Here is a 23,216-nt window from a genome sequence, read left to right on the forward strand (position 1 = left end):
TTTCACTCCTTACGATAATCGTTCAAATACTTCGTCGTGACAGACGACGTAGAGCATGTCTGTATCTTGGAGCGGTAAGTCGAGCATCGTCGCCACATCCAATCGGTCATTGACCGCGATGAGCGTCACTCCGGATTCAAGTAGCGCCTTGTTCGCCTCGCGTATGTTTTGCCACTCGGCTTTCGGTTTCAACGCTTGAATGTTCCCACCCGACTGCTTACTTAATAATTGACGGAAAATGGTCGTTGTCCCTGGTTGTAATGTCGCTTTCGCCATCAAGAGCGAGACCGAGTCGTTCGCTAAAATAAAGTCGTCGACACGGACGTGTTTAAATTTCGAGATATTCCGTTCCTCGCACACCTCCACGACCGTGTGTAAATCGACTTTGTAATCGTGTGATAATGCCTCAACCGCTGATGCAATCAATAACGACTTCCCATCAGCGAGTAATGTCTCCGTGATTCGTGCATCCGCAAAAATGGCGATTCGTCGAGCTTTCAAGACGTTTGCCTGCATCAACACCGCTTCATCCGAGGCGTCTCCTGATACGAAATGTACTTGATCGTGCACATACGGCTCCTCAATCAATTGATCGATTAAGACAATCTCCGCTTTCGGTTCATAGTTGAGCACTTCATCGATTGCTTTTTTCGTCTTCGGGGACCATCCGATATATACATAATGTCCTTCTCCACGATACACTAGTCTTCCCTCCCGTTTTAATCGTTGAAACGTCGCTCCGACTTCAACTAGTTTTCCAATCAATGCCCCGATAATCCCAATCCCGAATAGGAACAAGAAAATCCCGAGCCATCGCCCCGCCACGGAAGACGGATAAAAATCTCCATATCCAACGGTCGTCAATGTCGTCATCGTCCACCAGAACGAGTCGAACAATGACCCGAACGTCTCCGGTTCAAATAAATAACCGAGCACAGTCCCGACGACGATGATACCAACCGAGGCCAGAATCACGTTCAAAAATGATAATTTCGCTAATCCTTTCCATACACGAAATAAGATATGCACTGTTTCCCCCTCCTTCTCTCTTATATACTAAACGTATCCAAGGAAAGATTCACGAAACCATTTTGACATTCACCCCGTATAAAAAGAAAAAAGGAAGGACTGAATTATGAATTCAATCGTATTAGAGTATCGTCTCTATAAAAATGAATTATCGTTCGAACCACTATACCATTACACGTCTCTCGGATTAGACGAAGTGCTCGCCCGTCGCGAATGTGAGTTTTTCGTCAAAGACGGCATGACATACAAACAACGCTCGTCCGCCCTAGAAGGCGATCAATACTTTTTGATTTACGTCGATCGCTACACTGAAGGACCGATGGACAAACAAGAAACGAGCGAGATTAAAGTCGAAATCCGTACACTCGACGACCGCTTTGACAACCCGTTGCTCGAAGCCTATTACGTCGATCGTCACCTCGATGCACTCGCCATGCTCGGGAGTCAATACTTGTACGTCGCCAATAAAGAGTACGAACGCGATTCAGCAGAAACAGATGAAGATCGTGGTGTGTATGTCATATATGTCACACCGACCGGTTATACATTGGAGGAATCAACATGAAGACAAGTAAGAAAATTTTAAGCGGACTTTCTGCTGCGGTATTAACGACCTCTCTCGCCGCATGTGGAGATGATAACTATAACGAAGCCGCGCTCCCGGAAGAGCCGACCGGCTACGAATGTGACGATTGGGACTGGGATGATGTGACAGAATCATATTATTGTGACGACGATCGTTCCCCCCATTTCGGGAGTTACTTTTTACTCGGTAGCTTGTTCCGTTCAAAAAGTGCACTGAAAAACTCTTCGACCTATAAATCATATAAATCAAATGGTGGTGCGACCGGCGCCGTGTCGAACGGCTCAAATTCAGGATCGTCAAAATCTGGACTCGGGAGCGGCTCTAAAGGTGGATTCGGCGGATGACGCGTGACGAACTTTACAGTCAAGTCCCTTATTTTTGGCCCGATTTAAACGATGAAGAATATGCCCTATACGACTGTTTCGAAATGACCGCCTCGCAGGTAGAGTCCGTCCGGGAGGCGACCGGGGCGGTTGATTCGATTTTTCGGAAGACGAATCAACTGTTGCGCTCGCTACCTGACGAGACGCTCCGACTGCTCGGCTATCCCGAATCGAGCCTGCCGTTCTTACGGGAGAAGACAATTCCGCAGGAGACAATCATCGGTCGCTACGACTGGATCATGAAGGACGGCCAACTCAAATTGATGGAGTTCAACTCAGATACACCGACGTTCATTAAAGAACTGTTTGACGTGAACGGCGTGGTCGCTTCCGAATTCGATCTCCTCGATCCGAACAAGGAAGCCACCGCTCAGTTAAAAACCGAGTTGCGGAAGGCCATCGTTGCCGCATGGAAACGACTCGGACGAGAAGGCACACCAAAAATCGTCTTCACGGCTCATGATGACAACATCGAAGACAAATGGACGGCTCGCTTCCTGCAAGAAACGCTCGATTTACCGTCTGAATTTGTGTCACTTCATGCTTTGCTCGTCGACGAAAACGGTATCTATACACCATCGGGTGAACGAATCGATATCTTGTACCGTCAAACATATCCGATTGAACATCTCGTAGACGATCACGCACCGGACGGAGACTTGATTGGCATTCGGTTGCTCGAACTCAATCAACAAAAACACGTATCGCTTCTCAACCCGCTCTCAGCTTTCCTCATGCAATCGAAAGGCGTACAGGCCCTGATTTGGGAGTTATATGAGACCGAGACACTGTTCGATGAAGCTGAGCGCGACATCATCGACACATATTTTTTACCAACTTACTTAGAAGACGCACCGTTTCTCGGCGAATCGAACTACGTCAAAAAACCGGCATTCGGACGTGAAGGGGACTCCGTCATCTTGTACACGAAAGAAGGCAAACCGTTTCACCGAGAATTACTACAAACGTATGCGGAAGAGACGGCCGTGTACCAACAGTTCATCGAACTTCCGACTCGGATGACGACGACCGTCAAGGGCCTTGTCGAGACACATTACATGATCGGATGTTTCTGTTTGAATGGACACCCATCCGCACTCGGCGTTCGCGCCGGTAGCATGATCACGAACAACCATTCGTACTACTTAGCCGTTGGCACACCTACACAAAAGGAGACAAACTCATGACATTCATCACACTCGATTCAATTTTAAGCTTCCTCGCCCACCTCGGGACAGGATTCGGTCTCATTCTCGCCGGACTCATCATCTTCGCATTGACGACCAAATATTCGGAACGTAAGTTAATCAAAGAAGGCAACATGGCCGTCGCTTTAAAGCTTTGGGGGAAAGCGCTCGGACTCGCCATCGTCATCTACACGGTTTGGGCGAACAGCGTCAACTTGCTCGATGCGTTCATCTGGGGACTCGTCGGCATCGCTGCCCAAGTATTGGCGTTTTGGACGTTTGAATACGTCCTTACACCAGGCGTGAACTTAGAAAAAGAAGTCGAGAACGGCAACATGGCCATCGGGTTCAGTTTGTTCGCCGCATCACTCGTCGTCGGCATCATCGTCGCCGCGAGCTTGACGTACTAATTCAAACACCCCATGCACGCATTCGCGAGGCATGGGGTGTTTATGTTTATAAAAGACAGGAGGAAAAATCATGTCCAAGGGAATCACCTTACTCACGATCGTCTCCGGTCTCATCGTCGTGGCAATCGCAGTCGGTGTCGGACTTTACACGTACACTAACATTCAGGCCGGCAACTCATACGAAAATGCCGAAAAAGAAATGAATCGTTATATGACGATAAACGACTGGTATAGTTTTGAAGTTCATAACAGAGAACAGTCCATTCTCTCTTTTTACACAAACGAAGATCGCTCCGTCATCGGTCTAGCCGAGATTGATATCACGACAGGAAACTTAGGGTCTGTCACTAAAGAAATAGAACCGAATCAGTCTTTTGATTTCGTCACCCTTCAAGTTGAAAACAAGGAGTACATCGGTGTCCATCTAAAAGAACGCCCGGAAGATGTCGTCTATTTACGGTTAAACGGTGACGATGTCTCAAAAGATTTTCTCGTCAACGATCCCGAAAACGAAAGCTACACCATGACATATGTCATTGAAACAACAAAACCGTTAGATGGTTCGTGGTCACTTGAAACGTTGGATGACAACAAACAAGTCATACATTTAAGTGAACTCACGGAATAATCCTTCTCGCCATATTATGAATCAAGACGACTGGAAAAGTCGTCTTTTTTAGTTGGTCGCAAGAACTCCAGACGGCCCGAAAAATTCATATCGCGCCTGAGGAATGACACGGACGACCGTCTCCATCATCGCATTCGGCCCACACGTGTAGACATCATGCCCTTCGACATCAAGTGCCTCGAGCTGCGTCGTACTCATACAACCCGATACGTCATCCACATGTGTCATGAGATGAAGCCCTTCTTTCACAAGTTCATCGAGTTCGTCTCCGAGTGGACGAAGGTCCATACTCCGAACTGCGTGCAATAACGTGACAGAACGTCCTTGACGAAGTGCCGTCTTCGCCATATTGAAGAGGGGCGTAATTCCGATACCTCCTGCGATGAGTGTGAGCGGACGGTCTGATGCTTCAAGGATGAATTCTCCTGCCGGTGCGCTCATCGGGACTTCTGTTCCGACCATCTGTTCATGAAGCCAGTTTGAGACGAGTCCCTCCGCTTTCGGCGCAATCCAATATCCGTTTTCTGTCGTGTCGATGACGCTATATTGGCGGTGGTGCAAGATGTCTTCACCAGCGATTCGCGCTTGAACCGAGATGTATTGTCCTGGGATGGCTGTGCCAATAACTCCATCTTTTGCGACGAGACGGAATCGCTTCACTTCCGTTGTGTCTTCTATGATTTCTTCGATGACGAACGGTTTGAATCCGACCCATGGCGCGTCATCATACATCTGTTTCTCAAGTGAGATAAAGACATCGGCAATCACACCATACGCTTTTGCCCATGCATCGATGATATCAGGTGTTGCAGCTTCACCGAGCACGTCTTGAATCGCCGCAAGCAAGTTTTCACCGACAATCGGATAGTGTTCCGGGCGGATGTTCAAACTTTTATGTTTATGAAGTGCTGGTTGGATGGCAGGAAGAATCGCTTCGAGTCGATCGATATGAAGCGCTGCCGCATAGACCGCGTTCGCGAGCGCTTCCGGCTGGCGTCCTCGTTTTTGGTTCGTATGGTTGAAGAAGTGACGCACTTCTGGATTTTGTTCAAACATTCGTTGATAAAAATGCTTCGTAATCGTCACACCATGTTCTTTCAAAACTGGTGCCGTCGCCTTTACAATCTCAATCGTTTGTTGATCTAACATGTGAATTTCCCCCTTTTGTTTCGTACACGTTCATTATGTGAGTCAAGTCACTTTAAAGCAATATATTAAATACTTGTTTAAAGTAGATTTCACGCTTTTGACTTATTTTCGCCATCACCCTTTCACATTTGTTCGAATCGCACTTTTAGGAATTGTCTTGTACAATGAAACGAGAGGTGATGATGGATGAGACTCACGCAAACGTGTGACTACGCACTGCGAACATTGATGTATAGCGCCACATTTTCACATCGACTCGTCACGATTCAAGAAGTGGCGGACCAATATAACATCTCCAAAAACCATGTCATGAAGGTCGTTTACGAGCTCGGCAAGCATGGCTATTTGGAGTCGGTGCGTGGTCGCGGCGGTGGATTCCGTCTCGCTCGCCCGATGGAAGAAATCAACGTGGGCGAGGTGGTTCGGTCGATGGAACCGCTCGAACTCGTGGAGTGCTTCGGGGAAGGCCGATGCGTGATCGCACCGGCCTGTGACTTAAGAAGTGTGTTGAACGAGGCAATGCTGGCGTTCTTTCATGTGCTCGACCGTTACACGATTGCGGATCTCGTCGCGAATCGAACGAACGAACTCGCCCTGCTATTGGGCGTACAAAAACCGATGGACTGAAAAAGTCCGTCGGTTTTTTATTTGTCTCTGCTTTCAGGACTCATCGCCACCAAAATTTCATCATTTTTTTCACATATAGTTCTGGGGACGTTTGATGAATGAAATCTTCAAAACATTCATTCAGGTTATTTTCTAACTCTTCATCGAGTTCGTTTCCATCTTCGTCATACAATTCAAAATGTGTATATTTCCAATCGTTATACGCATCAAACAATAAGTCGTGGTAGCATTGCCAATGCTTACCGAAATTTGATGTGAATGTTGGCACCCATCGATTGATATAAATGTTGTGTAGCAACTCTTCGAATTTGGATGAGTACCAATGGTCATTTCCGAGCTTGTTAACTAAGTCTTGAAATGTTTCCAGCGTCATCGGTTCAACCTCACCAGAATAGTCATAACTCACTTTATTGAACTGATAAGGATGCGGAAACGCCTCTTCTGTTTTTGTCCATTGATGAGGAGGATATTGCTCGATAATTTTACCTAGCAATCTGGCAATCACAAGATTGACTGCTTGCGTATCCAATTCATTCACCTCATTACAGTTATGAATTTCCATTCGATTACAACTTCTCTAGTCTCGATTCGATTTCCGCTCGTCTCGACTCTAGAAACGGTGGTAAGGCCAGTCGCTCTCCAAGTGCTTCGATTGATTCATCCGTCGCGAATCCGGGTTCATCTGTCGCCAGTTCCACTAAGATCCCACTCGGTTCGCGGAAATAAATCGACTGGAAATAATAGCGGTCAATAAGACCAGAGTGACTGATGCCATGTGCGTCAAGCTTCTCAATCCATTTCGCCATATCGCCTGTTTCTTCCACTCGAATCGCCACGTGATGCACACTCCCCCTCCCTGGTCGTTCCGATGCCAAATCCGGTCGATCGACGAGATGAATCTCTGTCGCCACGCCACCCGCTCCCGTCTCAAAGACGCGCACGTCGTGACCATCCCAATCAAATGTCGTCACGTATCGATAGCCAAGCACTTCTGTCAGCACCCGTGCCGTCTTTTCAATCCGCCGTACCGTCCACTCACTAAATCCGAGACCAAAGATGCCGACATCTGTTGGTACAGGGCCCTTTTCCCAAGGTGTTCCGTTCCCTCCTTCCACAAGACAGAGACGTTGACCCTCATGATCTTCAAACGCGAGCGTCGGTCTCCCTTGAACCGATTCGACGTCCCCGTATGTCACATCGAACGTGTCGAAACGCTCCTGCCAATATGTAAGAGCCCCTTCTGGTACCCGTAGCGCGGTTCGAGAAATACTGTTTGACCCCCGATACGTCTGCCCGAGAAACGGGAGCTCAAAGAACGTCAAATCTGTTCCAGGCGTCCCCGTTTCGTCCGCATAGAATAAGTGATACATCGATGGATCATCCTGGTTAACCGTCTTTTTGACGAGTCGCATCCCTAGTACTTCCGTATAAAATCGTAAGTTCTTTTTGGCATCCCCGGTCATCGCTGACACATGATGTTGTCCACTAATCACCTTCACCAACCATCTCCCCTTTCGACTATATCGCTATTGTAGCACCTCTAAGTAAGTAAAGTCTTCTTTACATTATGTTAAGTTTGTTTTACACTTTTAGTATAAATCAGAAAAGAGGTGGCGCCATGCCATTGGTCAACCGCGTGAAAGAACTGCGTGCCCGGCACCAGTTAACTCAAGGCGATCTTGCTGAAAAGGTCGGCGTGACGAGACAGACGATTATCTCGCTCGAGAAAGGCAGTTACACGCCGTCTCTCATGCTGGCGATGCACATCGCAAGAGTGTTCAAGGAACCGGTCGAATCTATATTCACAATCGAGGAGGAAACAAAATGAAACATGTCGTCGTTCAATCTATTTCAAGCATCATCCTGTATGTCCTGATGGCTTTTCTGTTCAGTTCATTTTTGTCTGATATTTCAACCATCATTGAATCAGATTCATTCATCGTCGAATTCAATCTGCTTCCACTCTTGTTGCTCATTGGCTTTTTTATCGTTTGGACAATCTATTCGTTTAACACACGACCAAACAAACAGCTGAACTTTGCTCAATGGTCTGTCCGCATGACCGAGTTCAGTGAAGTCGATGAACGTGAACAAATCATCACTGCGAAAGCGACAAAAGCTGCCTATGTCTCGTTTAGTATTTCGGTCCCCATTCTTATGGGATCGTTCATGTTCTATCCACTATTTGAAGACGCACTCCCTACTTATCCAATCTACGCACTCGCCTCAACGCTCATCATCGCGACATTCGTCTATATGGTGACTTGGATCCGCGCTTATACACGTTAAGGAATTCGACAAGAGTTCCTTTTTTTATGTCCATTTTTTATCGAATCCCATCTCCTAATTGCTAATCATTTCACCCTGTGTTTATATATAACTAAATGGTTATATAAATAATTAAAGGAGTCTTGCTTTGTGAAAACCGTCGATTTGACGACCGGAAACGTACAGCGTGTCATCCTCACGCTTGCCCTCCCGCTCGTCGGCAGTTCATTGTTACAGTTTACGTATAGTCTCGTCGATATGTTTTGGGTAGGCGCACTAGGAAGTGATGCCGTCGCAAGTGTCGGTGCGGCCAGTTTTTATATCATGCTCGGACAGGCGATTCAATCGTTGATTGTCGTTGGCGCCGGCATTAAAGTGTCACAAGCTGTCGGGAAACGTGACCTGAAATTCATCCAGCGCTATGTTCGGGCCGGAAAGCGTCTAAATCTAGCACTCGGTCTCTCGTATGCCTCATTACTGATTTTTTTTGGTCATTCGTTGATCGGCTTTTTGAATATGAACGCACCAACCGTCGAGCGTCTCGCGTATGGATATTTGCTCGTCAGTGCGCCGATGCTTATTTTTTCTTTCTTCAACTTGCTGTTCGCCCGTCTATTCAGTGCCTATGGCAATACGACAACAGCGATGCGAATCAATGCGACAGGCGTCATACTCAACATGGTTCTCTCACCGATCTTCATTTATCCACTTCAACTCGGCGTCCTTGGAGCAGCTCTTGCGACACTTGTCGCCAACGTCGTCATGTTCGGGTTCTTCTGGCGTCGCGCCCGTTCATTGTTCAATTGGGATGAAGTCATTCAGCCGACTCGAACCGACTATAAAGAAATCTTTCGTCTCGGATTTCCGATGGCGACCCAACGGATTTTGTTCACCGTCATCAGCATTTTCCTTGCTCGCATGATTGGTTCGTATGGGACTGAAGCGATTGCAGCACAACGGATCGGGCTTCAAATCGAATCGATCGCATATATGATGATCGGTGGACTGAATGGAGCAATGGCTAGCTATACCGGTCAAAATATCGGGGCTCAAAAAGTGGATCGTGTTTATGAAGGTTACCGTGTGACGACCCGACTCGGGATAGTCTATACGGGGCTCATCATGTTGTTATTTATAATCGTCCCGGATTTCCTCATCGGTTTATTCGTCGATGATGTTCGAACCATCGACATTGGGGCGAGCTACTTGCGAATTATCGGTATTTCTCTCGTTTTCTCTTCGATTGAAATGATTGGAAACGGCTACTTCTCAGGACTCGGATTACCGAAAATCCCTGCGACGATCTCGATCATTTTCACAGTGGCCCGTATCCCACTCGCATTGTTACTTGAGCCTTATCTCGGAATCGATGCCATCTGGTGGAGTATTGCCATCTCAAGTATCATCAAAGGGCTTGTCTCCGCCCTCTTTGTCCGACTAACGAAAAAGGAAGTGACTTCACTTGCAGAAGCAGTTTAATCAACTACCCCATCGTCTCATCACGAGCGGAAAGTTTGCCATCGAGCGGGAAATGTTGCGGGTCAAGTCAGACGGCACACTCGCTATTACGAAGCACCCAAAGTCACTCGGTCATAAGGCAACGCATCCATATATCACGACCGACTTCTCTGAAAGTCAAATCGAGCTCGTCACCCCGACGTTTCCGACGATTGAGGGGGCACATCACTTTTTAGAAACGCTTTATGATATCACTGCGCTAAACATAGGCGACGAACGCCTTTGGCCACAATCGATGCCATGCGCCTTACCGGAAGGCGGTATGATTCCACTAGCTGACTTTGGTGTGTCCGGACTCGAGGCTAGTCGTTACCGGGAGCATTTACTCCAAAAATATGGTGCGAAAAAACAACTCATTTCCGGAATTCATTTCAATTTTTCGTTTTCCGATGAGATGTTGTCCACACTATACGAAGGGTCTCCTGAGCAATATCGACACTTTAAAGATCACCTTTACTTGAAGCTGGTTCGCCAATATTTACGGATGCGTTGGCTCATCGTCTATTTGCTCGGCGCTACCCCGGCTGTTCATGCGAGTTATGAAGAACGATGTGTCAGCCAGATGCAAGCGCTCCATGAGGATACCTTTTCAAATAAACAAGCGTTGTCCTATCGGAATAGCGATTGTGGCTATACGAATGTCGAACCACTTTATCCAAACTATGGGACACTCTCAGCATATACAAATGATGTACGTCGATTCATTGCCAAAGGGGAGATTACACATCCAAACGAACTCTACTCCCCGATTCGATTGAAAACATCGAGAGGTGGCAACGACTTGGACAAGCTCGAGGCGAACGGTATCGACTACATCGAAATTCGCAATATTGATTTGAATCCGTTTGAAAAGACCGGGATCGCTCGTTCAGATTTACGGTTTCTTCATCTGTTTTTGCTCTACTTGACATTTACTGAGGAGACAACTTATTTCGATTGGCAGGCTGAAGCGTATAATAACCAACAACGTGTCGCCAAAGAAGGCATGTCTCCCACGAACACATTGACTCGAGATGGTGACGACGTACAACTACACACGTACGCGACAGAAATTCTCGACGCGATCGATGCGTTCGACACGAAATATGACCTCGGCTTCAAAGACGTCTTTCCCTCTCTACGAGAAAAAATTGATCACGTGGACATGACGTACGCTTCTCGATTGAAGACGATTATGACCGAGACGGGTTATAACGCGTGGTCTCTAGCCCAAGCCGAACACTTTTATGAGGACGCGTATGCAAATCGTTTTCGTGTACATGGTTATTCCGACCTTGAGTTGTCTACTCAAGTATTAATGAAATCTGCCATCAAACGGGGGTATCGTGTCGACGTCATCGATTGGTCCGATCAATTTATCCGCATTCACAACGGCAAATATGAGGAGTACGTCAAACAGGCAACAAAGACATCAAAAGACAATTATGTATCAGTCCTGATGATGGAAAACAAAACGGTAACGAAGTATGTACTCGCTGAACACGGAATTCGTGTCCCTGAAGGTGTAGAACTTCATAACGAATCTGATTTATCGCATGCATGGCACCTGTTTTCACATAAACCAATCGTCTTGAAACCGAAGTCCACGAACTTCGGCGTAGGCATTCATATTTTTAAAGACGGAACGACTTATGAGGAAGCTCTATCTGCATTTCAGTATGCGAGAACGTTTGACGATGTCGTTTTACTGGAGACGTTTTTACCTGGAAAAGAATATCGCTTCCTCGTCATCGGGAATGAAGTCGCCGGTATCCTCCATCGCGTCCCGGCAAACGTCACGGGGGACGGCGCCTCTACCATTCGCCAACTCGTTTCTACAAAAAACGAAGACCCCTTACGTGGAAAAGGATATAAGACACCACTCGAGAAAATTGAAATTGACGATATCGTCATCTCGTTTTTATATGCTCAAGGCAAGACACCGGACAGTATTCCAGCTCTCGGTGAGCGTGTCTTCTTGCGTGAAAACTCTAACATTAGTACAGGTGGCGACAGTATCGACTATACAGACCAAATTCCTGACGTCTATAAACACATTGCTGTCGATGCCGCTAAGTCGGTTGGCGCTACGATTTGCGGTGTCGATATGATGCTCCCATCTCTTAATGATGAGCACATTGAATACGGCATCATCGAGTTGAATTTTAATCCTGCCATCCATATCCATGCGTTCCCCTATGAGGGAAAAGAACGACCAATTGGCGAGATGTTGCTTGATTTGTTGTTTCAGGATTGAATACGTTTGTTTTGGAATATATGGATTGGGCATATCCAAATAGGAGCTCCGTGACGAAACTCGCTTCTTTTCCGAACTATTAGATGTATAGCAGATTCACCCTGAGAGGAGAATGAATCATGAGTACGGTTAAATCACATGTAGAGGGTACGACACTGATTACGGAACGTCTGTTCAAGGCACCACGACAACTCGTGTTTGAAGCATTCTCGACACCAGCTCATCTAGAGAAATGGTGGGGACCAACCGGATGGGACACGAAAGTATACAGTTTCGACTTCAAACCAGGCGGGATTTGGCATTACTGTATGACATGTGTCGATCAAAATCAAGGTGACTTCTACGGTATGGAGTCCTGGGGGAAATCCACCTTCATCGACATCGACCCCTACTTGCGAATCGTTTATACAGATGCGTTCTCTGATGCGGACGGTCATGTCAATCCAGATTTCCCTGTCATGACCATCACGAATGAATTTCTCGATACACCGAAAGGCACGCTATTCATTAGCCGCTCCGAATTCCCGAATGAAGAGGCTCTCCAACAAGTGGTTGATATGGGGGCCGTCGAAGGGTTCACATCCCAACTCGATCGTCTTGAAGCGATCGTGACACAGTAACGAGCAAGGCACCGACCTCGTAATAGAGACGGTGCCTGTTTTCGTTTAAAATAAAAAGTAGCTCACTACGAGGATCAGTGAAAAGATAAAGACCATCCCAATCGCCAAAGCAATGAGACTCATCTTCGCAGATTTGAATTGTTGCGTGTTAATCGTATGCACTTTTTTCAAATATGAACGGGTGCCTACAAGAATCGTGCTGATGCCGAACAAAATGGATAACATCCCGATTGCTGAAATCAATTGATGTTCTGCCCCACTTAAATTCTCGCTTCGATAATAATGAAAGTTCGTCACTAAAAACCCAATCCCGATCACGGTAATCGCAGTACGAATCCATGCCAAAAATGTCCGCTCGTTCGCTAAGTGTTGCTGGATATATTGAGAATCTATCGTTTTTTCTACTTCTAACTTCATTCTTTCAATCATCCTTCCATTTCAATCAAATGATTCTTCAGAGCATATTGCACAAGTTCATGACGATGCTTGATTTGCAATTTATTCATGACACGTGCTTTATGATTTTCAACTGTTTTGGGACTAATCCCTAATTTCTCTCCAATCTCATTATGGCTATAGCCGAGAGTCGACAATCGGACGATTTCTAGTTCACGACGCGTCAATAACGGATGATTATTCTTTTGAAAGACAATCTTTTCAATATAATCCTCGTTCAACGAAGTAGCATAATATCGTTTCCCGTCAAATACGTGTTTGATTCCTTCTTCTAGTTGAGAAGGATCACTATTTTTGGACATATAACCAGGGACGCCCAACTCGAGAGCACGTTTGATGTAAATCTCTTCATCGTGCATCGTCAGTAAGATCACTTTTACGGTGGGCACTTCCTCTGCGAGTGCTTTGACTGTCACAAAACCATCCAATCCATTCGGCATCGTGATATCAAGTAAAATGACATCAGGACGTGTCCGAAGCGCTTCTTGGATAGCTGCTGACCCTTCTGTCGCTTCCCCGACTACCCGAATGCGCTCATTCGTACGAAACATCAGTTTTAACCCACGACGTACAAGTTCATGATCATCGACAATTAATACATTAATCGGTTGCATAATAACCTCGCTCTCTCGGAACCGACACGGAAATTTGCGTCCCTTCCCCTACTGCTGTAACGATTTGAAACAAACCCTCAATCGTTTTCGCTCTCTCTTCCATATGACGTAACCCTAATCCTTTCGAGACGTTCAGCGCATCAAAACCTGCCCCGTCATCCCGGAATAACAATTCAACTCGCCCGTCACGCTCGATTACCTGACAATCCACAATTGTCGGATTCGCGTATTTCATTGTATTTACGAGTGCCTCTTGGACAATCCGATACAAATTAATCTCCACAAGAGAATCGCATCGTGTCGTCAGACGAATGTCTGTATGAAACGCTACGTTTGGATAACGGGTCGCAAAACTATCAAGCAATACTTGTAATGCGGATTCGAGTCCAAATTGATCAAGCTCAATCGGTCTTAATTGCTTCGAGTAATTTCTTACATAATCCATCAGGAGACTTACTTCAGATAGGACGGACGTCAAATATTCTTTTTTATCCGGGTCTGCGACGTCTGATTGGAGAGCGCTCAACGCAAGGGTGATACTAAAGAGCGATTGTCCGACACCGTCATGTAGTTCCTGAGCCAACCGGTCATGTTCTTCCTCTCGTGCATGAATCAATTCCCGAACCATCTTTTCTCTTAAAGCATGCGCTTCTCGGCGCTTTCGTTCTGTGAAATCTCGTAAAACGAGCAAATAATATATGGCTCCTGTTTTGGCATCATTTAGAATTCGAGCTGTATTCATCTCAACATCTACTAGTTTTCCGGAGTAAGTCGGCATTTCTGAAGAGAAGTATGGAGAACGTTCATGTTCAATTAAGTAACACCGTTCTTCACCTAAGCTCATTCTCCGTTTCTGACAAAAAGAACAATAAGGAACCGGTTCACCGACTTGCCATCCCGTCAATTGTTCGGCCGATTGGTTCATCGATATGATATTTCGGTCATGATCCATCACAATCACACCGTCTTTGAGTACGTCTAATATTTGATGTTCAAAGTCACGCAGTGTCAACGTCATCCCCCTCCGCACTCTTTCAGTTCTTATATCCATAATACCCCTATGGGTAAATAAACCCAAATGATGTACTTCACTTTCCCATGAAAAAAAGACGTGCACCGAGGCACGTCCGATTTCTTTTGAAAACCCTACTCATCACAATCCACTCATATTTAACGCTTGATTGTCCGTTCATTTAAGACATCAACAGTCGCTTGCACATATTTGAGTCCGTGTTGAACTGACGGTTCTTTAATCCATCGCATGAGTGAGAATAGCGTGATGTGGCGGTCATCCTGTTCCACACGACTTTGTACTTCCGCCCACATATCTCGTGTCCATTCAACCTTTTCTTTCGCTGGCACGGCATACTCCTCAATCCGTTGGCCAATCATTTCTTTCGTTTGTTCATCGTGGTATACATCTTGAACAAACGTGAACATGGACTCAAGTTGATTGGTCACCTGTAACAACATCGGTAATTTTTCAATCAGCTCTATAGCCGATTCAAGCGTTTCGATTTGTATGTTGGAATTGTCGATGACCGCGTCAACTTTTTCTTTCACCGTTTCATCTTTCATCGTCGCCATACCAAAATCAACAGCATCTTCCAAACGACGGAGAGACTGTTCGATTTTAGGTAGACGATCAATGAGTGCAATCAGTGCTTGCTCAACGTCGGGTCTTGTCAGTGCTGTTTCAACTGTTTGCTCTTCAAGTGCAGAACGTTCCATCACGATCCCTCCCTTCCTACATCGTCCCTTTCAACATGCCATTCCAATACATAATCGGTAAAAAGTCTTTTTTCAAAATATACATGCTCCGTCTTTCTTTTGCTTGATTGAACGGCATAGATTCTTGTGGAACTTTATCATAATCAAACTCTGCGAGAATTAATGAACCATAGCCCGTGACAATCGGACAAGAAGAATAACCATCATAAGAAGCAGTCGGTAAATGACCGTACATCACATCCAGTACGTTTCGCACGACGACGGGCGCTTGCTTTCGAATCGCTGCACCTGTCTTCGATGTGGGTAGGTTCGTACAATCACCTAACCCGAACACATTTTTAAATTGTTTATGTTGAAGTGTATGTTTGTCGACATCGACCCAACCACCGGATTCCGCCAATGAACTGTTCCGAATAAACGCCGGAGCTTGCATCGGTGGTGTGACATGAATCATGTCATAACTCATCTCAAACGATTCACCAGAATCTAAGTTTTCAAAAACCGCAATTTTTTCATCTGCTTTTATTTCCGTTAAATTAACCCGGAAATGCGTTTCAATCTGTTTTCGTTCGAGTACTTTCTCCAACGCATCCCGATACTTCGTAACATCGAAAATGGCGGGATTAGCCGAACCGAAGACCACTCGACTCGAATCACGAACTCCCGTCTTCGTTAAATACTCCTCAGCCAGATACATGATTTTTTGAGGGGCGCCCCCACATTTCACTGGAGAAGCCGGGTGCGTGAACAATGCAGTTCCACCTGTGAGCTTTTCGAGGGTATCCCATGTATAATCAACGTGTTCGTATGAGTAGTTACTGCAGACTCCTTTCGACCCAAGCGATTCTTTTAACCCTTTGATGCGCCCCCAGTCAATTTCAATACCTGGTGACACGACAAGAAAATCGTATTGAATCTTTCCGTGACTTGACGTTTCGACTTGATTGTTTTCAGGATCAAATGTCGTCACATGATCTTGTAACCACGCCGCCCCATCAGGAATGAGTGAATCCATCGTGCGGGCTGACTCCTCTTTTTTGACAATACCTGCTCCGACGAGTGTCCATAATGGTTGATAATAGTGAGTGGTTGCGGGATCAATCAGTAAAACCTCATCTCTTAAATGATGTTTCTCTCGAAGCAATCTGGCCGCGACACTGATTCCCCCAGTTCCTGCTCCTACAATCACAACACGATAATGTGTACGCATTGTATGCCTCTCCTTCCTTCTTGCTATGTTTTCTTTTTTGACAAAACAGTGAACTTCTATACAACTTAAGCATATTTGAAAGCGTATACATTTTATATAGGGGAAGTCCCTCAATTTCCTTATGAATCAACACTTGACGCAACATGACACATAATATCTTCAAACAAAATATCAATATTAAACGTTATCAGGGGTGATGAAAATCACACAGACAGCCATGTCTGTTATTGAGGGATTGCCCTCAATTATATCCAACCCTCTTGACCCCAATATACCCTATGGGGTATAAATTGATTATGTAATTTAAAGGAGGAGTTTTTTATCATGTCAAAACAAACCTATCACCCATTATATTTTTTATCTGCTCTTGGCAACGGCGGGCTCGCTGTGTCATTTTTTATGTACTTTATGTTCCTCATATCACACCCTGATTCTCCACTACCTCACTTCAATCATTTACGTGAAACGTTTGAGGGCGGAGGAATCCCAGCTATTCTTGTCGTTCTCGTTTCATTGGTCATTATTGGCTTCTCGGCAAATCACTTCCGTCTGCTTGCATGGAATATCCGTTCATTTCGTAAATTCAAGAAAAGCGATCGGTATTCCAAAGTGAAAGGAACTCCTGGAGAAGTAGCTGTCATGGCAGAACCACTCACCTATGCGATGAGTGTCAATGTACTGTTTATTCTAGGTGCTTTGTTTGTTCCAGGACTTTGGTCTAATGTTCAATCCTTACTACCTTTTGCCCTCATTGCCTTCTTAATCATTGGTGGATATGCATTTACTCGTTATGTTCAGTACATTGCATCGGTTATGGTGAGTGGTCAAGTTGACGTTGAAAATATGAACCAATTCGGACAATTCTTAGGTGCTTTTTCGTTCGTCATGGTCGCAGTGGGATTAGCTAGTCCTGCCGCTATGTCAAAAATCCAATGGGTTTCTGTCAGTGCGACAATCGCCTCTATATTTTTTATGACACTTGTATGGGGGATTATTTTATTTTTCGCCGGAATGAGTCTACGAGCCATCTTCAGTAAAGGCTTTGCAAAAGCGAGCGCACCGACTATTTGGTTACCTATCCCGATTCTCACCCTTACTGGTATTACATTCGTTCGATTGAACTCAATGGTGTCACATCGCTTGCTAGAGACTGAGGTCAATGCAGCCTTTATGCTGATTGTACTCGGGATATTATTTATGGGGAGCACCGCGGTTGGACTAATCGGATATAGTGTATTACGTCGACTTGATTACTTCAGAAATCAGCCAGAGGGGGGAGCAAGTTTTGGTCTCATTTGTCCAGGTGTCGCATATGTGGTACTCGGAATGTTCTTTGTTCATTGGGGACTCGTTCAAAACGGCTTCTTGACTGTACACACGTGGATGCATTATATCGCTTTATCACCTCTTGTGTTCATACAATTCAAAACGATTCAATGGGTCGTGAAGTTGTCTTCTTCGCATCTATCATCTGCCGCCGAAAAATCCACACTCAAAGTCGCATGACAAGAACGCTGAAGAGAAACATCTCTTCAGCGTTCTTTATATTTATTTAGAGTTGAATTGCCTAAATACATCATCGAGTTGATTAGAGGTTATATGACTGTAGACATCCCCGATGCTGATTTCCGTTGAACAGTATCCATCTTTTTCTACGAGATGCCCTGTAATGCCAACCCCGGTTTCTTGTTGGATGCGTACCATCCGCTCGCCCACTTTCTCTTCATCCCCTTGGAAATGTAAGTGGAACATATTCGTGACGGGGATGCGTGGTGTCGTCCACACTCCATCGATTTCATTAAAGCGTGCTGCCAACCGCACTGCATCGTCCCGATACCAGGTCATTTTGTCTTTTCGCAACTCATAATAATAATCCGAGGAAAGGATGTATGGATAAAGGCTGATCAAGTCACCGCCGTAACGTCGCTTCCATACTTTCGACGTCTCACAAAACGCCTTCGGTCCAGCAAGAATGGCACCGGCAATGCCACCAATTCCTTTATAGAACGAAACGTACACGCTATCGAAGAGCGCACATATCTCAGACGCTTCTTTCTCATAATACGGGAGCGATTCGAACAGTCGTGCTCCGTCTAGATGTAGATAAATCCGTTTGTCACGACAATGTTCGCTAATCGCTTCGAGTTCCTCGAACGTCGGCAATTCCCCTCCGATTTCCCGTTGTGGCAGTTCAAGCAACAGACAGGCGATGTCCGGCAACGCTTGAATCTCTTCTATGGTCATCAATCGATTTTCTTTTCCGACTAAAATAGGTTCGATATAATGCAACTCTTTCAAGCCGTCCTGCTCATGGATTTCAAGGTGACAGAGCGGATGGTATGCGACCTTGTTCTTCCCTGTCTCATCACACCAAATGCGTAACGCAATCTGTTGCGCCATCGTGCCGCTCGGAAAGAATACCGCCGACTCTTTCCCAAGAACTTGTGCCATCTTCTCTTCAAACTGTCGAATCGTTCTCCCCTGTCCATACTGATCACTCGGCTCATCTTCACGCACCTGTTCAAATGCGCGTTTCAATACACCGACTTCCCGTTTCCCGTGACCGCTCAATTGAACGTTCGTCTGTCGATACGTGTCTGCTAATCGCTCCATCCTTCCCCCTCCTCGACAAATAAACTCCCTGTCAGTATAACAGGGAGCCAAATACTCAGTCGCGAATCCGGACGATAAGTTTACCGCGCACTTTTCGCGTTTGTAGTTTTTCGAGACCTTCTTTCAATTGGTCGAAAGATAACACTTCTGTGACGAGGTCGTTCAGTTCACCCGCTTCAAGTAAGTGCATCAACTCTTCGGCCATATACGCCAAGTTGCGAATCGCATGTTCGTCCTCGCTCGCATGCGCTGCCCCGAGCGCCACCTCGTGAATCGAAGGGGATAATGTGAACCCTTTCATGTTCGTCATGTCTGGTGGACCGGCGATATAGGCGAGGTGTCCGCTAAACGCGAGACGATCTAAGTCGGCTGTCGCGACGTCACGACCGACCGTGTTTAAAATCAAGTCGACACCACGTCCATCCGTCTCTTCCATGATTCGTGCCGTCACGTCCTCGACGTTGTAATCGATTGCCACATCCGCACCAAGCGACTCTACCCATTCAACGTTCTCGGGAGATGCCGTCGTGAAGACCTTTAGCCCGAGGCGTTTTGCGAGCTGAATGGCAAAGCCACCAACACCACCTGCACCAGCGTGCACGAGAATCGTTTCTTTATTCCGTGTATTCAGTTTCTGCATGACCGCTTCATACGCTGTCATTCCAGCACATAAAATCGAGGCAGCCGCTTCGTCGCTCACACCTTCCGGAACGACCGCACATGCCCGGGCATCGACGACCGTATACTCAGCGAACCCTCCATATTTCGAAAGATCCGTATGCACGGCTACACGTGAACCGGTAATGATGTTGGCGATACTTGAACCGACCTCGACGACTTCACCGACAAGGTCGACACCGAGAATATGTGGATACGCCCAGTTCGGGTTCCCGTTTGAACCGACTTTGTAGTCGACCGGGTTTAAGGCGACCGCTTCGACACGAATCAACAGTTCCCCTGTTCCTGGTGTCGGTCGGTCGATTTCTCCAATATGCAGATGATCTAAACCGGGTTGGTCGAGTAGCCATGCTTTCATGTTTAGTAAGCTCCTTCCGAATACGTGAGTTCGTATGAGTGTGAATAAATTTCAACGAGGTTGCCGAATGGGTCTTCGCAGTACACCATGCGATACGGTTTTTCGCCTGGATAGTACTCACGAATCGGCATCCGTTGTTTCCCGCCATGGGCGACAATCTTCTCGACAAGTCCTTCAATGTCAGGGTCTTGTACACAATAGTGGAAAATCCCTGTCTTCCAAAACTCGAAGTTGTCTTCTGGTGTCTCGTTATTCGGGAACTCGAATAACTCGATTCCGATTCCGTCTCCTGTTGACATGTGGGCAATACGGAATTTGCCCCAGCCTGGTCCGAAGACGTCAGTACACATCACTCCGATTGGCGAATCATCTTCGACGACGTCTGATGGTGTCATGATGGTATACCATCCCATCACGTCCTCATAAAATGTAACGGCCTCGGCTACGCTCGGTACAGAAAGACCGATGTGTGAAAATGTTCTTGGATACGTCATGTTTCATCTACTCCTTTTTGTTTGCTCAATTTGGCGGATAACGATAAGATACTGTCATTGAAGCAAGAAAAAAAGTACGCACATTGAAGTAACTACCCGAAAGTGAGGCTCATTGAACATGACCACATCGTTCCCCGTCAACCGCGCACTCGAGATTATCGGCGGCAAATGGCGCCCTCAAGTGTATTGCACGCTTCAAGATGGACCGCTCCGTTTCTCTGATATTCAACGGGCGATTCCTGAGGTCAGCCGAAAAGTGTTGACCGACCAATTGCGTGAGCTTGAACAGCTCGGCATGGTTCGTCGTGTCGATTATTCGACGGAGAAGCACCTTCACGTCGAATATTCATTGACCGAAGACGCCCTCGGACTGCAACCCGCCATGAATGCCCTTTGTTCATGGGGAGAGTGCCACGATAATAAATAATCCCGGGCCATTTGGCCCGGGATTATTTATTATGAAGCGAACAGACTGATCAAATTCCCATCCGCATCGTACAGAATCGCGTAACGCTGTCCCCAAAACGCGTCCCATGGGGCTTTGTGTGACACATAGCCTTGTTCAAGGACCGAGTCATACAATGCATTAAGCGACTCACGGCTTTCACATAAGAAGGCAAGTTCGATCCGATGCCCGTCTGCCTGTTTCCATTCCCCGTATACCGATTCGGCCACTTCCACCGTATCGAACGCGAGACGCACGCCGCCTTCATCAATATCCACATGCGCTTCCCCATTCATCGCTTCCGGAATCTCAAACCCGAGTGCCCGATAAAAATCGAGCGACCGCTTCATATCCGTCACGACGATTCCGACCATGTCCAACTTGACTGCCATCCCATTCCCTCCTCTTCGTTTCATGATACGATTTGAGTGTAGCACGTCCATTTCAACCAGAGACGAGGAAATATCATGAATCATACGTTTCATCCACTCACACAAGACCAAGCCGAACAAATTGCCTTCGAGTGGCGCTATGAAGGTGAATATGCGTTTTACAATATGGACGCCGACGAGGAAGATCTCGCCTCATTTTTAGATGCGAAGGAACGGGGAGACACGACGTTCGCCATCCTTGAATCTGGCGAGCTTATCGGCTTTGTCACGTTACAATTCGAATCAACGGACACCGTTTCCATTGGTCTCGGCATGCGCCCTGATTTGACGGGGAGCGGCAACGGACATCGATTCCTCACTTCGATTCTAACTTGGATCGAGGCGACATATGGGACTCGTACAGTACGTCTCGCCGTCGCCACGTTCAACAAGCGAGCCATCCGGTTATATGAATCACTCGATTTCATCCCAGAAGAAACGTTCGTGCAGGAGACGAACGGCGGCGTGTATCCCTTTCTCTCGATGAAACGCCTACAAAAACCCCCTCCGAACATCTGAGGTTCGGAGGGGATTTATATACGATCTATCTAAACTCAGTGTTTGACCGCTGTCGGTTTCGATGAGAACCAGCCCCATAACGCAATCCCGACCATGACTGACCAGAAGAAAATCGTCCAAGCTGCCGAGTGGACGAATCCATCCGGGAGCCCCATGAATTCGAATGGTGTCCCGGCAATCAATTCTTTGAAACCTGGATGTTCAAGTACGAGGACCGTCAACTTGACCCCGACCCAACCGACGATGATAAAAGCGGCTGTTTCAAGTGTAGGACGTTGATGAAGCAACTTGACAAAAATCCGAGCCGCGAATCGCATCAAGACGACCCCGATGAGTCCACCCGTCAAGACGACAAAGAACTGACCTGAGTCAATCCCACCGATTTCCCCGAGACCGAGCGGTGGCAAGCTGACCGCGAGCGCAACCGCTGCCAAGATTGAGTCGACCGCAAAGGCGATATCCGCAAACTCAACTTTCGCGACAGTGAGCCAAAACTCTTTCTTCGAAACAGGTCGTTCTGTGACGGCCGTCTCTTCTTTCGCTTCTGCTGCCAAATCTTGCTGTGGCTCCATTTTTCTCGCCTTATACGTCATATACAGATGACGCGCACTCATTCCAATCAAGTATAGCGCACCGAGCGCTTGAACTTGCCATACGTTAATTAAGAACGAGATTAAGAACAATGCGATAAAGCGGAAGACGAACGCCCCGAGGAGTCCGTAGAACAATGCCTTCTTCTGCTCTGTACGTGGCAAATGCTTGACCATGACAGCCAAGACGAGCGCGTTGTCTGCAGATAACAAGCCTTCTAAACCGACGAGAACGACGACAATCCAGGCATACTGCAGGACTAACTGCCAATCCATAACAACATCTCCTTTTTTCTTTCAATTCCTTCATATTTAATAGTGATCTATTTTTTAAGTTCACAGGACCATTTTATTCCCGTTCACAAAGTAAATCAATCCTCTTTCTTCAATATCTGAAGGTTTTTTTAGGATTGCATATTCAAAACACGTTTTGAGA

General features: G+C 46.4%; 28 protein-coding genes. 14 read left to right on the plus strand and 14 right to left on the minus strand.

The window, feature by feature from the left end; translation table 11 throughout:
- Positions 1–9: 9 nt before the first annotated feature.
- On the minus strand, positions 10–1,029 hold the full coding sequence (locus tag KNO98_RS07465; protein ID WP_214700276.1) for an ion channel: 1,020 nt from the start codon (positions 1,027–1,029) through the stop codon (positions 10–12).
- A gap of 106 nt (positions 1,030–1,135) precedes the next feature.
- On the opposite strand from KNO98_RS07465, the gene KNO98_RS07470 reads away from it, so the two are divergent.
- From KNO98_RS07470 to KNO98_RS07490, 5 genes are all read left to right on the plus strand, one after another.
- The gene (locus KNO98_RS07470; RefSeq protein ID WP_026825010.1) at positions 1,136–1,594 is read left to right on the plus strand and encodes a hypothetical protein; all 459 of its coding nucleotides are present in this window, start codon (positions 1,136–1,138) and stop codon (positions 1,592–1,594) included.
- On the plus strand, positions 1,591–1,959 hold the full coding sequence (locus tag KNO98_RS07475; RefSeq protein WP_214700278.1) for a hypothetical protein: 369 nt from the start codon (positions 1,591–1,593) through the stop codon (positions 1,957–1,959). Before KNO98_RS07470 ends, KNO98_RS07475 begins: the two co-directional genes overlap by 4 nt.
- Complete coding sequence (locus KNO98_RS07480) at positions 1,956–3,185, plus strand: glutathionylspermidine synthase family protein (RefSeq protein WP_214700280.1); 1,230 nt, start codon at positions 1,956–1,958, stop codon at positions 3,183–3,185. The genes KNO98_RS07475 and KNO98_RS07480 overlap by 4 nt, the downstream gene beginning before the upstream one ends.
- Entirely contained in the window at positions 3,182–3,595 is a 414-nt protein-coding gene (locus KNO98_RS07485; RefSeq protein WP_034770831.1) for a DUF350 domain-containing protein, read from the plus strand. The genes KNO98_RS07480 and KNO98_RS07485 overlap by 4 nt, the downstream gene beginning before the upstream one ends.
- 70 nt (positions 3,596–3,665) lie before the next feature.
- On the plus strand, positions 3,666–4,223 hold the full coding sequence (locus KNO98_RS07490) for a hypothetical protein (RefSeq protein ID WP_214700282.1): 558 nt from the start codon (positions 3,666–3,668) through the stop codon (positions 4,221–4,223).
- 48 nt (positions 4,224–4,271) lie between these two features.
- Here KNO98_RS07490 and KNO98_RS07495 read toward each other — a convergent pair whose 3' ends face one another.
- Positions 4,272–5,372, minus strand: coding sequence for a globin domain-containing protein (locus KNO98_RS07495; RefSeq protein WP_214700284.1), 1,101 nt, complete (start codon positions 5,370–5,372; stop codon positions 4,272–4,274).
- Between the two features lie 186 nt (positions 5,373–5,558).
- Here KNO98_RS07495 and KNO98_RS07500 point away from each other — a divergent pair, with 186 nt between their 5' ends.
- Positions 5,559–5,999 carry an RrF2 family transcriptional regulator gene (locus tag KNO98_RS07500; protein ID WP_214700286.1) on the plus strand — a complete coding sequence of 147 codons (441 nt, stop codon included), beginning with the start codon at positions 5,559–5,561 and terminating at the stop codon, positions 5,997–5,999.
- Between the two features lie 40 nt (positions 6,000–6,039).
- Here KNO98_RS07500 and KNO98_RS07505 read toward each other — a convergent pair whose 3' ends face one another.
- On the minus strand, positions 6,040–6,528 hold the full coding sequence (locus KNO98_RS07505) for a hypothetical protein (RefSeq protein WP_214700288.1): 489 nt from the start codon (positions 6,526–6,528) through the stop codon (positions 6,040–6,042).
- Between the two features lie 37 nt (positions 6,529–6,565).
- Complete coding sequence (locus KNO98_RS07510; protein ID WP_214700290.1) at positions 6,566–7,498, minus strand: ring-cleaving dioxygenase; 933 nt, start codon at positions 7,496–7,498, stop codon at positions 6,566–6,568.
- Between the two features lie 119 nt (positions 7,499–7,617).
- Between KNO98_RS07510 and KNO98_RS07515 the strand changes: the two genes are divergently transcribed.
- The 5 genes from KNO98_RS07515 (at position 7,618) to KNO98_RS07535 (ending at position 12,641) form a co-directional block, all read left to right on the plus strand.
- On the plus strand, positions 7,618–7,827 hold the full coding sequence (locus KNO98_RS07515) for a helix-turn-helix transcriptional regulator (protein WP_026825002.1): 210 nt from the start codon (positions 7,618–7,620) through the stop codon (positions 7,825–7,827).
- On the plus strand, positions 7,824–8,288 hold the full coding sequence (locus tag KNO98_RS07520; RefSeq protein ID WP_026825001.1) for a hypothetical protein: 465 nt from the start codon (positions 7,824–7,826) through the stop codon (positions 8,286–8,288). Before KNO98_RS07515 ends, KNO98_RS07520 begins: the two co-directional genes overlap by 4 nt.
- Positions 8,289–8,417: 129 nt before the next feature.
- Positions 8,418–9,746 (plus strand): MATE family efflux transporter, encoded by a 1,329-nt coding sequence (locus KNO98_RS07525; protein WP_214700292.1) that lies wholly within the window; start codon positions 8,418–8,420, stop codon positions 9,744–9,746.
- Positions 9,730–12,021: a bifunctional glutamate--cysteine ligase GshA/glutathione synthetase GshB gene (gene gshAB, locus KNO98_RS07530; RefSeq protein ID WP_214700294.1), complete on the plus strand. Its 2,292-nt coding sequence runs from the start codon at positions 9,730–9,732 to the stop codon at positions 12,019–12,021. Before KNO98_RS07525 ends, gshAB begins: the two co-directional genes overlap by 17 nt.
- A gap of 119 nt (positions 12,022–12,140) precedes the next feature.
- Complete coding sequence (locus tag KNO98_RS07535) at positions 12,141–12,641, plus strand: SRPBCC family protein (RefSeq protein WP_214700296.1); 501 nt, start codon at positions 12,141–12,143, stop codon at positions 12,639–12,641.
- A 45-nt stretch (positions 12,642–12,686) separates the two neighbouring features.
- On the opposite strand, the gene KNO98_RS07540 is transcribed toward KNO98_RS07535, so the two are convergent.
- The 5 genes from KNO98_RS07540 to KNO98_RS07560 all read right to left on the minus strand — a co-directional run bounded on the left by KNO98_RS07540 (position 12,687) and on the right by KNO98_RS07560 (position 16,652).
- Positions 12,687–13,058, minus strand: coding sequence for a YidH family protein (locus KNO98_RS07540; protein ID WP_034770829.1), 372 nt, complete (start codon positions 13,056–13,058; stop codon positions 12,687–12,689).
- A gap of 8 nt (positions 13,059–13,066) precedes the next feature.
- Positions 13,067–13,711: a response regulator gene (locus KNO98_RS07545; protein WP_034770826.1), complete on the minus strand. Its 645-nt coding sequence runs from the start codon at positions 13,709–13,711 to the stop codon at positions 13,067–13,069.
- The gene (locus tag KNO98_RS07550) at positions 13,698–14,729 is read right to left on the minus strand and encodes a PAS domain-containing sensor histidine kinase (RefSeq protein WP_214700298.1); all 1,032 of its coding nucleotides are present in this window, start codon (positions 14,727–14,729) and stop codon (positions 13,698–13,700) included. Before KNO98_RS07550 ends, KNO98_RS07545 begins: the two co-directional genes overlap by 14 nt.
- Positions 14,730–14,881: 152 nt before the next feature.
- Positions 14,882–15,442 (minus strand): hypothetical protein, encoded by a 561-nt coding sequence (locus tag KNO98_RS07555; protein ID WP_214700300.1) that lies wholly within the window; start codon positions 15,440–15,442, stop codon positions 14,882–14,884.
- Between the two features lie 16 nt (positions 15,443–15,458).
- The gene (locus tag KNO98_RS07560; RefSeq protein WP_214700302.1) at positions 15,459–16,652 is read right to left on the minus strand and encodes an FAD/NAD(P)-binding oxidoreductase; all 1,194 of its coding nucleotides are present in this window, start codon (positions 16,650–16,652) and stop codon (positions 15,459–15,461) included.
- Positions 16,653–16,976: 324 nt separating this feature from the next.
- Here KNO98_RS07560 and KNO98_RS07565 point away from each other — a divergent pair, with 324 nt between their 5' ends.
- On the plus strand, positions 16,977–18,158 hold the full coding sequence (locus KNO98_RS07565) for a TsoY family (seleno)protein (RefSeq protein ID WP_214700304.1): 1,182 nt from the start codon (positions 16,977–16,979) through the stop codon (positions 18,156–18,158).
- A gap of 42 nt (positions 18,159–18,200) precedes the next feature.
- Here the strand turns inward: KNO98_RS07565 and KNO98_RS07570 are convergent, their stop codons facing one another.
- Genes KNO98_RS07570 through KNO98_RS07580 form a run of 3 tightly spaced genes read right to left on the minus strand, consistent with a single transcriptional unit; the run spans position 18,201 to position 20,795 of the window.
- The gene (locus KNO98_RS07570) at positions 18,201–19,265 is read right to left on the minus strand and encodes a threonine aldolase family protein (RefSeq protein WP_214700306.1); all 1,065 of its coding nucleotides are present in this window, start codon (positions 19,263–19,265) and stop codon (positions 18,201–18,203) included.
- Between the two features lie 55 nt (positions 19,266–19,320).
- Positions 19,321–20,301, minus strand: coding sequence for a zinc-binding dehydrogenase (locus KNO98_RS07575; RefSeq protein WP_214700308.1), 981 nt, complete (start codon positions 20,299–20,301; stop codon positions 19,321–19,323).
- A 2-nt stretch (positions 20,302–20,303) separates the two neighbouring features.
- Complete coding sequence (locus tag KNO98_RS07580) at positions 20,304–20,795, minus strand: lactoylglutathione lyase family protein (protein WP_026824989.1); 492 nt, start codon at positions 20,793–20,795, stop codon at positions 20,304–20,306.
- Positions 20,796–20,913: 118 nt separating this feature from the next.
- Here KNO98_RS07580 and KNO98_RS07585 point away from each other — a divergent pair, with 118 nt between their 5' ends.
- Entirely contained in the window at positions 20,914–21,222 is a 309-nt protein-coding gene (locus KNO98_RS07585; RefSeq protein WP_214700310.1) for a winged helix-turn-helix transcriptional regulator, read from the plus strand.
- Positions 21,223–21,251: 29 nt separating this feature from the next.
- Here the strand turns inward: KNO98_RS07585 and KNO98_RS07590 are convergent, their stop codons facing one another.
- Positions 21,252–21,632 (minus strand): VOC family protein, encoded by a 381-nt coding sequence (locus KNO98_RS07590; protein WP_214700312.1) that lies wholly within the window; start codon positions 21,630–21,632, stop codon positions 21,252–21,254.
- Positions 21,633–21,707: 75 nt separating this feature from the next.
- On the opposite strand from KNO98_RS07590, the gene KNO98_RS07595 reads away from it, so the two are divergent.
- Positions 21,708–22,190 carry a GNAT family N-acetyltransferase gene (locus tag KNO98_RS07595; protein WP_214700314.1) on the plus strand — a complete coding sequence of 161 codons (483 nt, stop codon included), beginning with the start codon at positions 21,708–21,710 and terminating at the stop codon, positions 22,188–22,190.
- A gap of 35 nt (positions 22,191–22,225) precedes the next feature.
- Here the strand turns inward: KNO98_RS07595 and KNO98_RS07600 are convergent, their stop codons facing one another.
- A complete protein-coding gene (locus KNO98_RS07600) occupies positions 22,226–23,056 on the minus strand; it encodes a TerC family protein (RefSeq protein ID WP_026824985.1) in 831 nt (276 codons plus the stop codon).
- Positions 23,057–23,216 lie beyond the last annotated feature (160 nt).

Origin of the sequence: Exiguobacterium sp. s57 (genome assembly GCF_018617685.1) — a bacterium.
Taxonomy (GTDB): domain Bacteria; phylum Bacillota; class Bacilli; order Exiguobacteriales; family Exiguobacteriaceae; genus Exiguobacterium; species Exiguobacterium marinum.

What these genes read in the sequence shown, in the direction of transcription:
- KNO98_RS07485 (WP_034770831.1), top strand. Translation starts at nt 3,182, where the DNA reads ATGACATTCATCACACTCGATTCAATTTTAAGCTTCCTCGCCCACCTC.
- KNO98_RS07590 (WP_214700312.1), bottom strand. Translation starts at nt 21,632, where the DNA reads ATGGCAGTCAAGTTGGACATGGTCGGAATCGTCGTGACGGATATGAAG.
- KNO98_RS07520 (WP_026825001.1), top strand. Translation starts at nt 7,824, where the DNA reads ATGAAACATGTCGTCGTTCAATCTATTTCAAGCATCATCCTGTATGTC.
- KNO98_RS07580 (WP_026824989.1), bottom strand. Translation starts at nt 20,795, where the DNA reads ATGACGTATCCAAGAACATTTTCACACATCGGTCTTTCTGTACCGAGC.
- KNO98_RS07470 (WP_026825010.1), top strand. Translation starts at nt 1,136, where the DNA reads ATGAATTCAATCGTATTAGAGTATCGTCTCTATAAAAATGAATTATCG.
- KNO98_RS07475 (WP_214700278.1), top strand. Translation starts at nt 1,591, where the DNA reads ATGAAGACAAGTAAGAAAATTTTAAGCGGACTTTCTGCTGCGGTATTA.
- KNO98_RS07495 (WP_214700284.1), bottom strand. Translation starts at nt 5,372, where the DNA reads ATGTTAGATCAACAAACGATTGAGATTGTAAAGGCGACGGCACCAGTT.
- KNO98_RS07480 (WP_214700280.1), top strand. Translation starts at nt 1,956, where the DNA reads ATGACGCGTGACGAACTTTACAGTCAAGTCCCTTATTTTTGGCCCGAT.
- KNO98_RS07585 (WP_214700310.1), top strand. Translation starts at nt 20,914, where the DNA reads ATGACCACATCGTTCCCCGTCAACCGCGCACTCGAGATTATCGGCGGC.
- KNO98_RS07595 (WP_214700314.1), top strand. Translation starts at nt 21,708, where the DNA reads ATGAATCATACGTTTCATCCACTCACACAAGACCAAGCCGAACAAATT.
- KNO98_RS07515 (WP_026825002.1), top strand. Translation starts at nt 7,618, where the DNA reads ATGCCATTGGTCAACCGCGTGAAAGAACTGCGTGCCCGGCACCAGTTA.
- KNO98_RS07490 (WP_214700282.1), top strand. Translation starts at nt 3,666, where the DNA reads ATGTCCAAGGGAATCACCTTACTCACGATCGTCTCCGGTCTCATCGTC.
- KNO98_RS07600 (WP_026824985.1), bottom strand. Translation starts at nt 23,056, where the DNA reads ATGGATTGGCAGTTAGTCCTGCAGTATGCCTGGATTGTCGTCGTTCTC.
- KNO98_RS07570 (WP_214700306.1), bottom strand. Translation starts at nt 19,265, where the DNA reads ATGGAGCGATTAGCAGACACGTATCGACAGACGAACGTTCAATTGAGC.
- KNO98_RS07565 (WP_214700304.1), top strand. Translation starts at nt 16,977, where the DNA reads ATGTCAAAACAAACCTATCACCCATTATATTTTTTATCTGCTCTTGGC.
- KNO98_RS07535 (WP_214700296.1), top strand. Translation starts at nt 12,141, where the DNA reads ATGAGTACGGTTAAATCACATGTAGAGGGTACGACACTGATTACGGAA.
- KNO98_RS07545 (WP_034770826.1), bottom strand. Translation starts at nt 13,711, where the DNA reads ATGCAACCGATTAATGTATTAATTGTCGATGATCATGAACTTGTACGT.
- KNO98_RS07575 (WP_214700308.1), bottom strand. Translation starts at nt 20,301, where the DNA reads ATGAAAGCATGGCTACTCGACCAACCCGGTTTAGATCATCTGCATATT.
- KNO98_RS07540 (WP_034770829.1), bottom strand. Translation starts at nt 13,058, where the DNA reads ATGAAGTTAGAAGTAGAAAAAACGATAGATTCTCAATATATCCAGCAA.
- KNO98_RS07500 (WP_214700286.1), top strand. Translation starts at nt 5,559, where the DNA reads ATGAGACTCACGCAAACGTGTGACTACGCACTGCGAACATTGATGTAT.
- KNO98_RS07560 (WP_214700302.1), bottom strand. Translation starts at nt 16,652, where the DNA reads ATGCGTACACATTATCGTGTTGTGATTGTAGGAGCAGGAACTGGGGGA.
- KNO98_RS07555 (WP_214700300.1), bottom strand. Translation starts at nt 15,442, where the DNA reads ATGGAACGTTCTGCACTTGAAGAGCAAACAGTTGAAACAGCACTGACA.
- KNO98_RS07550 (WP_214700298.1), bottom strand. Translation starts at nt 14,729, where the DNA reads ATGACGTTGACACTGCGTGACTTTGAACATCAAATATTAGACGTACTC.